Origin of the sequence: Micromonospora sp. NPDC048835, assembly GCF_040649995.1 — a bacterium.
GTDB lineage: Bacteria > Actinomycetota > Actinomycetes > Mycobacteriales > Micromonosporaceae > Micromonospora.
In genome coordinates, this window is record NZ_JBEZGM010000013.1 from 40,138 (window position 1) to 53,565 (window position 13,428).

General features: G+C 70.2%; 14 protein-coding genes. 5 read left to right on the forward strand and 9 right to left on the reverse strand.

What is annotated here, in order from left to right:
* Positions 1 to 91: 91 nt before the first annotated feature.
* Positions 92 to 3,142 (reverse strand): S8 family serine peptidase, encoded by a 3,051-nt coding sequence (locus AB0C15_RS17440; RefSeq protein ID WP_357352994.1) that lies wholly within the window; start codon positions 3,140 to 3,142, stop codon positions 92 to 94.
* Between the two features lie 276 nt (positions 3,143 to 3,418).
* On the opposite strand from AB0C15_RS17440, the gene AB0C15_RS17445 reads away from it, so the two are divergent.
* Positions 3,419 to 4,120, forward strand: a complete 702-nt coding sequence (locus tag AB0C15_RS17445; RefSeq protein ID WP_357352996.1) for a VOC family protein — start codon at positions 3,419 to 3,421, stop codon at positions 4,118 to 4,120.
* Between the two features lie 22 nt (positions 4,121 to 4,142).
* Here AB0C15_RS17445 and AB0C15_RS17450 read toward each other — a convergent pair whose 3' ends face one another.
* Positions 4,143 to 4,436 (reverse strand): hypothetical protein, encoded by a 294-nt coding sequence (locus tag AB0C15_RS17450; RefSeq protein WP_357352998.1) that lies wholly within the window; start codon positions 4,434 to 4,436, stop codon positions 4,143 to 4,145.
* A gap of 137 nt (positions 4,437 to 4,573) precedes the next feature.
* Here AB0C15_RS17450 and AB0C15_RS17455 point away from each other — a divergent pair, with 137 nt between their 5' ends.
* Both AB0C15_RS17455 and AB0C15_RS17460 read left to right on the forward strand, forming a co-directional pair.
* Positions 4,574 to 4,825: a thiamine pyrophosphate-binding protein gene (locus AB0C15_RS17455; RefSeq protein ID WP_357353000.1), complete on the forward strand. Its 252-nt coding sequence runs from the start codon at positions 4,574 to 4,576 to the stop codon at positions 4,823 to 4,825.
* Entirely contained in the window at positions 4,822 to 5,082 is a 261-nt protein-coding gene (locus tag AB0C15_RS17460) for a thiamine pyrophosphate-dependent enzyme (RefSeq protein ID WP_357353003.1), read from the forward strand. Before AB0C15_RS17455 ends, AB0C15_RS17460 begins: the two co-directional genes overlap by 4 nt.
* Positions 5,083 to 5,169: 87 nt before the next feature.
* Here the strand turns inward: AB0C15_RS17460 and AB0C15_RS17465 are convergent, their stop codons facing one another.
* Positions 5,170 to 5,517, reverse strand: coding sequence for a hypothetical protein (locus tag AB0C15_RS17465; protein ID WP_357353005.1), 348 nt, complete (start codon positions 5,515 to 5,517; stop codon positions 5,170 to 5,172).
* A 99-nt stretch (positions 5,518 to 5,616) separates the two neighbouring features.
* Here AB0C15_RS17465 and AB0C15_RS17470 point away from each other — a divergent pair, with 99 nt between their 5' ends.
* Both AB0C15_RS17470 and AB0C15_RS17475 read left to right on the forward strand, forming a co-directional pair.
* Positions 5,617 to 6,417: a GntR family transcriptional regulator gene (locus AB0C15_RS17470; protein ID WP_357353298.1), complete on the forward strand. Its 801-nt coding sequence runs from the start codon at positions 5,617 to 5,619 to the stop codon at positions 6,415 to 6,417.
* 2 nt (positions 6,418 to 6,419) lie between these two features.
* The gene (locus AB0C15_RS17475; RefSeq protein WP_357353300.1) at positions 6,420 to 7,139 is read left to right on the forward strand and encodes a protein phosphatase 2C domain-containing protein; all 720 of its coding nucleotides are present in this window, start codon (positions 6,420 to 6,422) and stop codon (positions 7,137 to 7,139) included.
* 43 nt (positions 7,140 to 7,182) lie between these two features.
* Here AB0C15_RS17475 and AB0C15_RS17480 read toward each other — a convergent pair whose 3' ends face one another.
* From AB0C15_RS17480 to AB0C15_RS17505, 6 genes are all read right to left on the reverse strand, one after another.
* The gene (locus tag AB0C15_RS17480) at positions 7,183 to 8,334 is read right to left on the reverse strand and encodes a hypothetical protein (RefSeq protein WP_357353007.1); all 1,152 of its coding nucleotides are present in this window, start codon (positions 8,332 to 8,334) and stop codon (positions 7,183 to 7,185) included.
* On the reverse strand, positions 8,327 to 9,124 hold the full coding sequence (locus tag AB0C15_RS17485) for a sugar phosphate isomerase/epimerase family protein (RefSeq protein WP_357353302.1): 798 nt from the start codon (positions 9,122 to 9,124) through the stop codon (positions 8,327 to 8,329). The genes AB0C15_RS17480 and AB0C15_RS17485 overlap by 8 nt, the downstream gene beginning before the upstream one ends.
* 122 nt (positions 9,125 to 9,246) lie before the next feature.
* Positions 9,247 to 10,422, reverse strand: coding sequence for a dihydrodipicolinate synthase family protein (locus tag AB0C15_RS17490; RefSeq protein WP_357353009.1), 1,176 nt, complete (start codon positions 10,420 to 10,422; stop codon positions 9,247 to 9,249).
* Positions 10,419 to 11,570: a Gfo/Idh/MocA family oxidoreductase gene (locus tag AB0C15_RS17495; protein ID WP_357353011.1), complete on the reverse strand. Its 1,152-nt coding sequence runs from the start codon at positions 11,568 to 11,570 to the stop codon at positions 10,419 to 10,421. The genes AB0C15_RS17490 and AB0C15_RS17495 overlap by 4 nt, the downstream gene beginning before the upstream one ends.
* Before the next feature lie 39 nt (positions 11,571 to 11,609).
* On the reverse strand, positions 11,610 to 12,404 hold the full coding sequence (locus tag AB0C15_RS17500; protein WP_357353013.1) for an ABC transporter ATP-binding protein: 795 nt from the start codon (positions 12,402 to 12,404) through the stop codon (positions 11,610 to 11,612).
* 4 nt (positions 12,405 to 12,408) lie between these two features.
* Entirely contained in the window at positions 12,409 to 13,413 is a 1,005-nt protein-coding gene (locus AB0C15_RS17505) for an ABC transporter substrate-binding protein (RefSeq protein ID WP_357353015.1), read from the reverse strand.
* Positions 13,414 to 13,428 lie beyond the last annotated feature (15 nt).

The following is a 13,428-nucleotide window of genomic DNA, read 5'->3' on the forward strand; positions in this document are numbered from 1 at the left end:
TCGCCGCGCATTCGTCGAACGGATGGCGAGCTGATCGTGGATGCAGACGGTGGGGCGGTGCCAGCGGCACCGCCCCACCGCTCACAACTGCTTACTCCCAGGAACTCTGATTCGTGTAGACGAGGTTGCCGGGGACGACGGTGCCGTTGGTGTTCCACTCGGTGTAGGCCCAGAAGTCACCCTCGGCCAGCGGCTTCTTCGGCTTCAGCGTGAACCCGTACGTCATTCCGCGCTCCACGGTGGAGGGCAGCTCCAGCGTGGCACCCGCATACGTGGCGGTTCGGCTGATGACGGCGTGCCCGAGTTGGAAGTCGACGACCGGGCCGCCGGGGTACTGCGCGAACACGTACGCGGTGTAGCGCCCCGGCTCGGGCAGGAACTTGTAGGCCTGCTCCGCGCTGGTCCAGTACCTGTCACTGCTGTAGATCAGCTCGTCGCCCTTGTACAGGTACAGGTCGAGGTTCGTGTTCGGGTCCTCGGTGTTGGTCTCGACCACGATGCCCGCGGTGTTCGCCGGTACCGTGAAGTCGACCTTCTTCACTCCGGCCGCCTTCGGGTCGAACACGCCGCCGTAGACGCCGGCCGGCATCGAGTACGACGTCCGCCGCATCGGCGTGTAGCCGGTGCTGCGGCCGGCGAACGGTCCGGTGAAGCCGGGCTGGATCGAGCCGAACGCACCGTTGGTCATCCGGCCGAACTCCTCGCCGTCGTCGGCGTACGGCCGGGGGGTGATGCCCCACGGACGGGCGGCGACCGGGATTCGGGCGCTGTGGGCCTTGCCCTGCCAGGTGATCGAGCCGGTCACGTACCGGTCCCAGGGTGCGCTGCCGCGACGCAGCGTGATGGTGACGGTCGCGGACGCGCCGGGTGCAAGCGTCACCGAGGACGGTGACACGGTGGCCCTCATGCCGGGCAGCCCGGACACCGACGAACGGTAGGTCTCCTTCGTCCTGCCCACGTTGGTGAGGGTGCGGGTGACGGTCACCGGTCGGGTGCCGTCGTACTCGCGCAACGAGATGGCCGGAAGGTTGAGTTCCTTGCCGTCGGGCTGGTCCGTCTCGCTGAACTCGGTCAGGTCCGCAGCCGTCGGTTGGATGACCAGGCCGGGGTCGTTGGCCTTGGCCAGGTTGACGAAGCCGCTGCCCTGCTCCAGCGGGTTGCTGGTGCCGACCGTGTCGGTGGCCGTGGTGCGCAACGCCGAGGCGACCGCGCCGGGTGACCAGTCCGGGTGGGCGGCGCGCAGGACCGCCGCCGCGCCGGCCACGTACGGCGAGGCCATCGAGGTGCCCGAGTACGCGTCGTAGTCCCGCCCGAAGTTGCCCGCCGGCGAGACCGCCGCGATGATGTTCGACCCCGGCGCGACCAGGTCCGGCTTGAAGACGCCGTAGGTCGTCTTGTCCGGCCCGGTGGAGGAGAAGTCCGCCACGCTGGGCAGGCCGGGGACGCTGGAGCCGTCGCCGCCGGTACGCAACGACACGGTCGCGTCGGTCGGGTGGCGCATCAGGTAGTTGAACAGCGTGCCGGCCTGCTTCTCGGTCGGCAGATAGACCACCGGGAAGTTGAAGATGGAGTTGATCCGGTAGTTGCCGACCGGGTCGAACACCATCATCGCCGCCCCGCCCTTGGCCTTGATCTCGGCGGCGGAGCCGAACATGTCGGAGAGCGCGCAGGCGACGACCTTGCCCTTGATCTTGGCGGGGTCGAGGCTGCCGGGCTCGCAGTAGACGGCCCCCAGGTCCGGCGTGCCGGCCTGGTCACCGAAGACCAGGGGGCGTACGCCGCCGGGGAGAGCGTCGAGCGAACCGCCGACGAGCTTCGTGCCGTCACTCAGCTTGGCGGTGGCCTCGTCGAGCTTGGTCACCGCCGCGCCGACAGTGGTCACCCAGGGCGCCGCGTTGCTGATCGCTCCGCTCACGATGCCGGTGTTGCCGGCCGACGCCGCCACGAAGACCCCGGCCAGCGTCGCGTTGAGGAACGCGATGCCGATCGGGGTGTTGGCCTCCCAGTCGCCGAGCTGGGAGCCGATCGAGAAGTTGATCACCTGCACGCCGTCGGCGACGGCCGCGTCGATGCCGGCGATGATGTCGGCGTCGTAGCCCATGCCGCCCCAGAGCACCTTGTAGACGGCGATCTGGGCGTCCGGCGCCACCCCGGAGACCGGACCGAAGCGGCGACCGTCGATCGTGACGTTCGGCAGGGACAGACCGGCGGCCGTGGACGCGGTGTGCGTACCGTGCCCGGACATGTCGCGGGGGGACAACATCTCACCCTCGGGCACCGAGCCGCCGTAGGCCAGCCACGAGTCGGCGAAGTACCGGGCACCGACGATCTTGCCGTTGCAGTGCTCGGCCACGAAGCCGACCCCGGTCTGGCAGGTGCCGCGCCAGGTCGCGGGGGCGGTCATCTTCGTGGCGAACGACGCGCTCTCCGGCCAGATGCCGGTGTCCAGGACGCCGATGACCATGCCCGCGCCAGTACCCGGGCCGGGCTTGCCGGGCTTACCGGGCTTTTCCGGCTTGCCGGCGGGATCCACTGCTGCCGACTGGTCCAGCTCGCCAGGGCTCGGCGTGGCCGGGGCGCCGGGGGCCGGTGCGGTCGGCGGGGGCGTCGGGGTGCCGAGCGCCCGCGAGGCGGTGACGGCGCGGACGCGCTTGTCGGCCCGCAACGCGGTCACCTGCTGGGCGGTCAGCTTCGCCGAGAACCCGTTGAAAGCGGTCGTGTACGAGGCGGTGACCTGCACCTTCGCGGCGGCGGCGACGGCACTGCGCTGGGCGTCGAGGTGACCGCGGTAAGCCCGTGCCGGTGCCGACGTCACGTCCAGCCGGTCACCCGCCTGCGGGCGGGTCCGTGCCAACCCGGCCGAGCCGCCGGCGTACGAGGTCAGGGGTTCCTCGGCCAGCTCGACGATGTACCTGCCGGGGCGGGTGTCGTCCGCCGTGGCCTGTTGGTCGACAGCCTTCCTGCCGCCCGGCCGGCGGTCGGCGCCGTCGGCCAGGGGGACCTTCTTGTCGGACCCGGCGGTGAAGTAGCCGGTGCTGCCGCCACCCGACGGTCCCGCGGGTGCCGCCGATGCCGATCCTGCGACGCCGGTGGTGCCGGTGACCAGGGCGAGGACCAGCGTCGGTATCGCTAGTCTTCGCACCCTTGTTCCGCTCGTGCTGGTAGCCACGAGGCTCCTTTCGATGGCTCCTTTGTGGAGCACTGTTCCGATCGCGACCCGTTCATGGGAGCGCTCCCCCACCTAAGCCGCCGACGGTTAATCGAGGGTTCGGAGAGTGTTTCGGATCGCTGGTGCGTATAAGATCACGTTCCGCGGGCCACGCCTAGATCAAGTTTTGCTGATGCCGTCGGAACCCAGGCCCGGTCTCACGACCTTGCTGGCGTGCGGAACTCGTCCCGGACGCATGAGAATGCCCGCATGGACGAAACACTGAGTCGACGGACGGCCTCGGACGCGGTCAGCGACCAGGGTTGGCGGTATCTGCTCGGCGCGTTGCGCACGTCCGTCCCCGTCGGCTCACTGGTCCAGGCAGTCGAGGTGGCGGCGCGCGTGGTGACGGCATCCGGCAGCGACGCCGATGGGCACCTACGCGCTGACATCCGGCCGGACCGGGTCGTGCTGACCCTGCAGTCGTTGGATCAGGCGGCCCTCACCGCCCGCGACATCGACCTCGCGCATCGGCTGTCCGCCGCCGTGCGGGCCGTCGGGCTACGGACCGAGCCCGAGATTGGTACGGGAGCACCGCGGTCGGTCCAACTCGTGGAGATCGCTGTCGACGCGCTCGACATCGCCGCGGTCCGGCCGTTCTGGAAGGCCGTACTCGGCTACACGGACGAGGCGGGCGCTGACGGTCCCGAGGATCCGATCGTCGACCCCGTCGGGCAGAGCCCGGCGGTGTGGTTTCAGCAGATGGATCAGCCACGGCTGGGCCGCAATCGCATCCACTTCGACATCTGCGTCCCGCACGACGAGGCAGCGCGGCGGATCGAGGCCGCGCTGACGGCCGGTGGCCGACTTGTCTCCGCGTCCCGTGCTCCCGCCTTCTGGGTTCTCGCCGACGTCGAGGGCAACGAGGCATGTGTGACGACCTGGCAGGGCCGAGACGTCCCGCCATCATGATGCGCTGATGAGGCCCCGAGATCTAATCGGACAGACCCGCTGGCACCGGCACCTGAAGGTGCGCCAGGAGGGCGGCGACCTCGGTGTCGAGTTCCCGGCCCACCTCGTGGATCGCGTCCACCCCGAAGGAGCCGAACGCGTGACCGGGCTGCTCGATGATGAAGCGCACTCCCCCGTCGGGTCGGTCGCAGATCGCCGTGCGCAGCGGTGCGTACAGCATCATCGCCGGTTCGTGGCGGAACATCCGCTCAGCCGTGGTGTGGTTGCCCATCAGGTATTCGACGCAGTGCCGGCTGTTGCCGGCGAGGCTCATCATCGGCCACAGGTCGCCGCTGCTCCAGTAGATGACGAAGGCGTACGGTCGGACGATTTACCGGAACCTAGCAGCAGCGGCCCGAAATGCGGACTTAGTATCGAATCACTGCTGATGTGACTGATGACGGGGGGACGTGCGTGAACGGCGCCGAGGCACTGCTGCGGACCCTCGTCGACGGTGGGATCGAGGTGCTCTTCACGAACCCCGGCACCACCGAGCTGCACCTGGTCGGAGCGCTCGAGTCGGTTCCCGAACTGCACGGCGTACTCGCTCTCTTCGAAGGCGTGGTCAGCGGTGCTGCCGACGGTTACGCCCGGATCGCGGGCAAGCCCGCCGCGACACTGCTGCATCTCGGGCCCGGGCTCGCGTACGGCCTGACGAATACGTGATCCTCAACAACCACGGGTACGCGATCCTGCGCCAGGAATGGGGGTACTTCAGCAAGCGGCCCGGCCCCGCCGATCCGGACGCCAATCCGCTGTTCGACCTGACCGACCCGCAGATCGACTTCGTCGGGCTGGGGAACGCGTTCGGGATGCCCGCCACCCGCGCCACCACCGCCGAGCAACTCGCGGAGCAGTTCGCCGCGGCGCTGGACGAGCCGGGCCCGCACCTCATCGACGCCACCCTCCCGTCCGTCGCCTAGGTCACCTGCTCAGCAGGACAACCCAGGGCAGGAGCCGACGGTACGCAGCGGACAGCTCTTCCCTGCGCAACGGCCGGAGGCGCACGTTCAGGGGTTTTGCCGGACCCTCGCCATGTTCAGATCCAGCTTGGGACCGAAGAACCTGGTGAAGTCTTCCAGCGAGTCCGATCGAAGAATTTCCCGCGCGTCATCGAGGATGGCCACTGCTCCGGATGGAAGATCGAAAAGGTAGCCAACGACCTCCTCGTCCCTGATGAAAACGAAGACCTGTGGCACTTTCGCCACGACAACCGTTGGGACCTCAGGCATCGGCGAGTCGTTCACCGGCCACAGCTCTTCTGGCTCGCCAAAGGTTCCCATCATGTACGCCCTTTCCGAGGCACCACGAAGCGCCCGTCCCGACGGAAGACCTCGACCGGCGGGGCTCATCTTCACCAGATTGTCTTGGGACAATCTATCCACGATAGTGTGGGGACAATCTGACCCAGAGTCAAGGATTGTCATGGGACAACCGGGAAGGGTGTAGACGTGCCGGTGCACTCGCGCTACCTGGACATCGCGTCCATGATCCGGCAGCGGATCGAAGCTGGAGAATGGGCGCCACGCGCACGGCTTCCGACTCTCAACGACCTCGCTGCCGAGTACGACGCCAACCGCGACACCATCGGTCGGGCCATCGCCCTTCTCGAGACGGAGGGCTACGTGTGGGCCGTCCAAGGGCGAGGAATCGCCGTTCGGTACGGCACCATGCGCCCACGTCGACCACGCGGCGACGTGGTTAAGCGCAACGAGCAAGCAACCGGATACTCGTTCCCCTCGGCGAGCAGCCAAGAGGTATGGGTTCGCCACGGCAAGGCCTTCAGCGCGCCAGCCCGGCTGGACAATCCCCGCGTCGCCAAGCTTCTCGGCGTAGACCCTGGCACCGAGGTACTTCGCCGATTCCGGGTTACCGGGCCAGCGTCCGAAGCCCCATTCCAGATCAACATTTCGTGGATTCACCCGCGCGTCGCCAGCATCATTGCCGACCTGGACGCGAACCCCGCTGCGGGCGAGTGGCTGTACCACATTGAGAACGCCGGCCACTGGCCCATCAGTTGGATGGAGATTCACCGAGCCCGGATGCCCAGTAAGGACGAGGCCTCTCTCTTGGAGATCCCCACCAACCTGCCCGTACTGGAGATCGTGCGGGTCGGCACCTCCGGGGCCGACGACAAGCCGGTCGAGGTGACCGAGTACGTCGTGGCGAGCGACCGGGTCGAGACGGTCCACGTTCTGCACCGCGCCGAAAACGCCCAGGGCCCATGGCCCGGCACGGGATCGAGAGTTGACTCGTGACCGTGGCCCTCGCCCTCGAAGCCGCCAGCCGAACGCACCAGGGCCTCGTTCGCAGAAGAAACGAGGACTCGCACAGCCAAGGGCAATGGCTCTTTGTCGTCGCAGACGGTCTCGGCGGCCACGTCGCCGGTGACATCGCCAGCAGCACAGTGACAGGTGTCATGGAGACATTTGACCGTCCTGTGCAAGCGAAGGATCTTGTCAGCTTCATGGGACGGGCGATCAACGAAGCGGGCGAGGCGTTACGCCGGAAAATCCGCAAGGACCCGAAGCTGGCTGGGATGGGAACCACGTTGGTTGCTCTGCTCTGTTCCGGCGAGGAGGCGGTCGTGGCGAACGTCGGGGACTCCCGCGCTTACCTAATCCGACGCTACGACTCCCGCGACAACTCGATGCTCCAGATCAGCGAGGACCACACCTACGGACACCTCGTCGCCAACGCTGGCACCGTGCCGAATCTGGGCGAGAAGCTGGCCCGCTTTCTCGACGGCCGCAACGACGGCCGATCGCCCGACCTGACGCCTCTCCAACTCCGTCCCGGTGACCGAGTCCTGCTGTGCTCAGACGGTCTGAGTTCCTATGTGCCCCACGAGCAGATCCGGGCCGCACTCGCATCCGGCGAGAGCCCCGGAAACGTTGCTGACCAGCTCATCGCCATGGCGGTCAACCAGGGCGGGCACGACAACGTCACAGTGATCGTCATTGACGTAACCGAACGCTAGACGTCGCCACGCCGGTGTGTGGGGCGGATCCACTCAGGTCGGTTCAGCAACGCCGCCAGAGCAGCGTGCACGCCCCGGCGAGGGCCAGTCCCAACAGCGGGGCGACACCCACCCCGGCGAGCGTGCAGGCCACCGCGAGCAGCGCCGGCGGCACCCAGCACCAGGCGGGCACGGTACGCGGCACACGACCGCGCCGCCGGGCTGCGGCCTCCACGGCCATCGGCACCACGAGCACCGGCAACGCGGCGGCCAGCAGGGTCAGCCAGGGCAGCACCAGACGGTCGAAGCGCGCCACCGCCAGCACCCCGCCCAGCACCGCGACGAGCAGCATCGCCGCCCGCGCCGGCATCCGGGGCGTCAGACCCCGCAACGCCAGGGAACCGGAGTACGTGGTGGTCAGCGCCGCCGCGAAGACCGCCACCGCGACGAACAGATTCGCGTACGCGGCCAGCCCCGAGCCGGTGGCGAGCAACGCGACCACGTCGGCTGAGCCGGTGCGCAGCCACAGGCCGGCACCGGCCAGCACCCCGAGCAGCGCCGGCCCGACCAGCAGCCCCACGCACCAGGCCAGGTCCCGGCGCCGGGAGAGGCCCACGCTGAAGTCCGGGGCGCGCAGCGCGAACACGGCCGCGTACCCGATCAGCGCGGCGGCGTCGGCGAGCCCACCTGCCGCCGGACGGACCGGCGCACCCGGTGGTGGCAGCACCGTCAGGCACCAGCCGACAAGCACCACCGCGCTGAGCGTGGTGACCACCGCGACCCGGTTGCCGAGTCGGGCCGGCGCCCAGGAGACGGCGAGGACCGCCACCTCCAGCAGCGCCGGCCCGGCCCAGCCCGGCAGGTGGGTCAGCGCGGCAAGCGAAGCGCCGCCGAGCCCGACGTTGAAGCCGTTCCACCCGACCATCGACACCGCCAGCACCGCCGCCAGCAGCAGCCGCGAGGTGTCGCCCAGGTAGGCGGGCAGCACCGCGGTCAGCGTTCCGCCGTCACCGATCGGCGGGCGCAGACCGATGCGGCCCTGCCCCCAGAGCAGGGCCGCCATCAACGCCCCGCCGACGAGCAGCCCAGCCACCGGCACCGCGCCGCCGTGCCGGGCGGCCATCGCCGCGCCGAGCACCAGCGTGGCGGGTGCGGTGCCGATGCCCAGCCAGGCGCCGACCGCCGCCGGCCAGCGCCGTTCGACAACCTCAGACAACGTGGCGCAGGTAGCCGGCGATCGCCGCGTCGAGCACCTCCGCGCCCGGACGCGCCCACACCTGCGCGGAGAAGACCTCCACCTCGATCGGACCGAGGTAACCGGCCGCGTCCACCGCCTCGCGCAGCCGACGCAGCTCGATGCAGCCGTCGCCGGGCAGCGCCCGCCCGAGCAGCACCCCTTCCGGCAGCGGGGTCACCCAGTCGCACACCTGGAAAGCGGCGATCCACTCACCCGCCCGCGCGATCTGCGCGTACACCGTGTCGTCCCACCAGACGTGGTACGCGTCGACGACCACGCCGACCACCGTCGGGTCGAACCGCTCGGCGATGTCCAGCGCCTGGCCGAGGGTGGCGATCACGCACCTGTCGGCGGCGAACATCGGGTGCAGCGGCTCGATGGCCAGGCGCACCCCGGCGGCCTCGGCGTGCGGAGCCAACTCAGCGATCGCATCGGCGACCCGACGCCGCGCGCCGTCGATGTCCCGGCTGCCGGGCGGCAGCCCCCCGGAGACCAGCACCAGTTCCGGGGCGCCCAGGGTGGCCGCCTCCTCGATGGCCCGCAGGTTCTCCGCGCGCCAGTCGTCGGCGGCGAAGAACCCACCCCGGCACAGCGACGTGACCGCGAGGCCGGCGTCGCGCACCAGTTTCGCCGAGCGGGCCAACCCGTACTCGGCGACCGGCTCACGCCACAGGCCGATCCCGGGTACGCCGGCCGCCGCGCACCCGGCCACCACATCGGGCAGCGGCCAGCGCTGGGCGGTGGCCTGGTTGAACGAGAACCGGGCGATGCTCACTGGGCTGGTCTTCGCTCCCGACTGCGGGGCTCGCAAACCCGGCTCACTCCTCGCGCTCACTGAGCTGGCCGTCGCTCCCGACTGCGGGGCTCGCAAACCCGGCTCACTCCTCGCGCTCACTGGGCCACCCCCGCGACCGTGAAGAACGCTCGCGCGCGGGCGGCGGCCAGGTCGGCGTCGGGCAGCAGCCCGGCCGCGTCGGCCAGGGTGAGCAGGGTGGCCAGGTGCGCCGGGGAACGGCCGGACTGGGCCCCACCGATCATCGTGAAGTGGTCCTGGTGCCCGGCCAACCAGGCCAGGAACACGATTCCCGTCTTGTAGTGCCAGGTCGGCGCGGCGAACAGGTGCCGGGCCAGCGGCACGGTCGGAGCGAAGATCTCGTCGTACGCGGCCAGGTCCCCCCGGTCCAGGGCGGCGAACGCGGCGGCGGCGGCCGGCGCGATGGCCGCGAACACCCCGAGCAGCGCGTCGGAGTGACCCACCTCGTCGCCCCGGATCAGCTCCGGGTAGTGGAAGTCGTCACCCGTGTAGAGGCGTACCCCGGCCGGCAGCCGGCGGCGCAACGCCACCTCCCGGTCGGCGTCGAGCAGCGACACCTTGATGCCGTCCACGCTGGACTGGTGCGCCTTGATCAGCTCCACGACCGTGTCCGCGGCCAGGTCCAGATCGACCGCACCCCAGTAGCCGGTCAACGCCGGGTCGAACATCGGACCCAGCCAGTGCAGCACCACCGGCTCGTCGGCGGCGCTCAGCAGCTCGTCGTACACCCGCAGGTAGTCCTCCGGGCCGCGGGCCGCGGCGGCCAGGTGCCGGCTGCACATCAGCACCGGGCGGGCGCCGGCCGCGCGGACGTCACCGAGCTGTTCGAGGTACGCGGCGGTGACCGCCGCCAGGGTGGCCGGGCCGACCGGCAGCTGGTCGGTGCCGACGCCGGCGACGATCCGCCCACCCGCCGCGCGGGCCTCGGCGGCGCTGCGGCGGATCAGCTCCCGGGTCGCCGGGTAGTCCAACCCCATCCCCCGCTGGGCGGTGTCCATCGCCTCGGCGACCCCCAGCCCGTACGACCAGAGGTGCCGTCGGAAGGCGAGCGTGGTGTCCCAGTCCACCGCGGCCGGGGCACCGGGCACGTTCTCCGCGCCCGGGTCGGCGACCACGTGCGCGGCGGCGTACGCGATCCGGCTGGTCGCCGGGGCGTCCGGTCGGGCGAACCCGCCGCCCCCGCTGAGCCGGTGTCGCCGGCCGCCCGGCAGCGTCACCTCGGCCGACACCGGCGGCACCACCTCGGCCGTCATGAGCGCAGCTCCGGGACCTCGACGCGACCGCCCCCGCGCGCCGAGCGCAGCCCCAGCTCGGCGAGCTGCACACCGCGCGCCCCGGCCAGGAAGTCCCACCGGAACGGCTCACCGGCAACCACGTGCCGCAGGAACGCCTCCCACTGCACCTTGAAGCCGTTGTCGAACTCCTCGTTGTCGGGCACCTCGGCCCACTGGGCGCGGAAGTCCTCGGTGGCCGGCAGGTCCGGGTTCCACACCGGCTTCGGGGTGAGAGCCCGGTGCTGCACCCGGCAGGTGCGCAGGCCGGCGACGGCGCTGCCCTCGACGCCGTCGACCTGGAACTCCACCAGCTCGTCGCGGTAGACCCGCACGGCCCAGGACGAGTTGATCTGGGCGATCACACCGCCGTCGAGTTCGAAGATGCCGTACGCGGCGTCGTCGGCGGTGGCCGCGTACGGGTGGCCGGCCTCGTCGACACGTTCGGGCACGTGCGTGGCGGTCACACAGGAGACGGCCGTGACCCGGCCGAACAGCTCCTCCAGCACGTAGTGCCAGTGCGGGAACATGTCGACGACGATGCCGCCGCCGTCCTCGGCCCGGTAGTTCCACGAGGGACGTTGAGCGGGCTGCCAGTCGCCCTCGAAGACCCAGTACCCGAACTCGCCACGCACCGAGAGGATCCGGCCGAAGAAGCCGCCGTCGATGAGACGCTTGAGCTTGCGCAGACCGGGCAGGAACAGCTTGTCCTGCACCACTCCGGTGCGTACGCCGGCCGCGTCGGCGGCGCGGGCCAGGTCGAGCGCGGCGGCGGTGTCCTCGGCCAGGGGCTTCTCGGTGTAGATGTGCTTGCCGGCCTCGATGGCCTGCCGGATCGCCTTCTCCCGCTGCTGGGTGACCTGTGCGTCGAAGTAGATCTCGACGTCGTCCCGGGCCAGCGCCGAGGTCAGGTCGGTCGTCCAGTCGGTCAGCCCGTGCCGCTCGGCGATCTCGCGGAGCTTCGTCTCGTTGCGCCCGACCAGGACCGGTTCCGGCCAGATGGTGGTGCCGTCGGCAAGCGGCACGCCGCCGGCCTCGCGGATGGCCAGCAGCGACCGGACGAGGTGCTGCCGGTAGCCCATCCGTCCGGTCACGCCGTTGACGATGATGCCGATCGACCTGCGGGTCATGGTGGTCCCTTCCGTCGTGCTGGTCGTGCCGATCCGCGCTCAGTGGTTGGCGGCCGCGCTGCCGAGCAACCCACGCAGGTCGGTGGCGAGCCGGTCGAAGCGGGGATCCGACATCACCTGCGCGTAGTCGCGGTGCGCCGGCAGCTCGACCGGGAAGGTGCGGATGATCCGACCGGGCCGCGGACTCATCACCACGACCCGGGTGCCGAGGAAGACCGCCTCGGCGATGGAGTGGGTGACAAGCACCACGGTCGTCCCGGTCTCCCGCCAGATCCGGTGCAGCTCGGCGTTCATCTGCTCTCGGGTCAGCGCGTCGAGGGCGCCGAACGGCTCGTCCATGAGCAGCACCGGCGGGGAGTGCAGCAGCGCACGGCACAGCGCCACCCGCTGCTGCATGCCGCCGGACAGCTCGTGCGGCAACGCCTTCTCGAAGCCGGTCAGGCCGGTCATCTCGATCAGCTCGTCGGCGCGGCGGGCCGCCTGCGCCCGGTCCATGCCCCGCATCTCGGCCTGCAGCAGGATGTTGGCTCGGGCGCCGCGCCACTCCAGCAAGGCGGCCTTCTGGAAGACGAAGCCGATCTCCTTCTGCGGGCCGCGCACCGGGCGTTCCAGCAGCGACACCTCGCCGCTCGTCGGCGTGACCAGACCGGCGACGATCTTCAGCAGGGTGGACTTGCCGCAGCCGGACGGGCCGACGATCGTGACGAACTCGCCGGGGTCGATGTGCAGCGACACGTCGTCCAACGCGGTGGTCTGCGTCCGCCGGGTGGTGAACCGGACGGTCAACCCGGACATCCCGATGGCGGTGCCGGTGGCTGCCGGCGCGGCGGTCACCGGGTCACCCCTGCGCCGCGTACGAGGAGTCCCAGTACGCGTTGGGCGCGCCCGGGTCCTTCAGCTCGGCGTAGCGGGACATCAGGTCGATGGTCTCGGCCCACTGGGCCTCGGTGTTCACCCCGGGCGGGCCGTCCGCGCCGATCAGCGGCATGTTGAGGGTGAGCTGCTTGGTGAGGACCTCGGGCGCCGGCTCGTTCTCGGCCAGGGCCGCCATCGCGCTCACCGCGCCGGCCGGGTCCCGGGCGGCGTCGGCCCAGGACTTCTGGGTGGCCTTGACGAACTTGCGGACCAGCTCGGGGTCCTTCTGCAGGGTCTGGGTGTTGGCGATCAGGCCGGTGCCGAGCAGGTTCATCCCGTAGTCGGCGAAGAGCAGCACGTCGACCTTCTTGCCGGTCTTGCTCTCGATGGTGGGGGCCTGGTCGTGGAAGAAGCCCATGATGGCGTCGACCTTGCCCTCGGCCAGGGCGGCGATCTTGCCGGCGGCGTCGACGTTCACCACCTTGACGTCGTCCTTCTTGAGGCCGTTCTTCTCCAACCAGGCCGGGAAGGTCGCGTAGAGGGCGTCACCGGGGGTGCCGCCGACGGTCTTGCCCTTGAGGTCGGCCGGGGTCTTGATGTTCTTCTCGGTGAAGAACTCCACCGACGAGGGGCCCTTTTCCAGGTACGCGCCGAGGCTGCGCACCGGCATCCCGCTTGCCACCGACTTGAGCAGCACCGGGCTGTCGGCCCAGCCGAAGTCGGTCTGCTTCTGGGCGACCTGCTTGACCGTGTTGCCCGAGCCGTTGCCGGGCAGGATCTTCAGCTCGATGCCCTCGGCGGAGTAGTAGCCCTTCTGCAGGCCGTAGTAGAAGGGCGCGTGCTCGCCGTAGGGCACCCAGTTGAGGGTGAGGGTGACCTGCTTCTTGCCGTCCGCGCCGGTCGTGCCGACGGAGTCGTCCCCGCCGCAACCGGTCAGGGCGAGCAGCAGGGCGGCGGTGGCCAGGATGGTGGTGGCGGTGCGTTTCATCGGTGCCTCCGTGAT

Coding starts and splice junctions, on each gene's coding strand:
- AB0C15_RS17495 (WP_357353011.1), bottom strand. CDS start 11,570: ATGACCCGCAGGTCGATCGGCATCATCGTCAACGGCGTGACCGGACGG.
- AB0C15_RS17445 (WP_357352996.1), top strand. CDS start 3,419: ATGGACGAAACACTGAGTCGACGGACGGCCTCGGACGCGGTCAGCGAC.
- AB0C15_RS17505 (WP_357353015.1), bottom strand. CDS start 13,413: ATGAAACGCACCGCCACCACCATCCTGGCCACCGCCGCCCTGCTGCTC.
- AB0C15_RS17450 (WP_357352998.1), bottom strand. CDS start 4,436: ATGATGAGCCTCGCCGGCAACAGCCGGCACTGCGTCGAATACCTGATG.
- AB0C15_RS17490 (WP_357353009.1), bottom strand. CDS start 10,422: ATGACGGCCGAGGTGGTGCCGCCGGTGTCGGCCGAGGTGACGCTGCCG.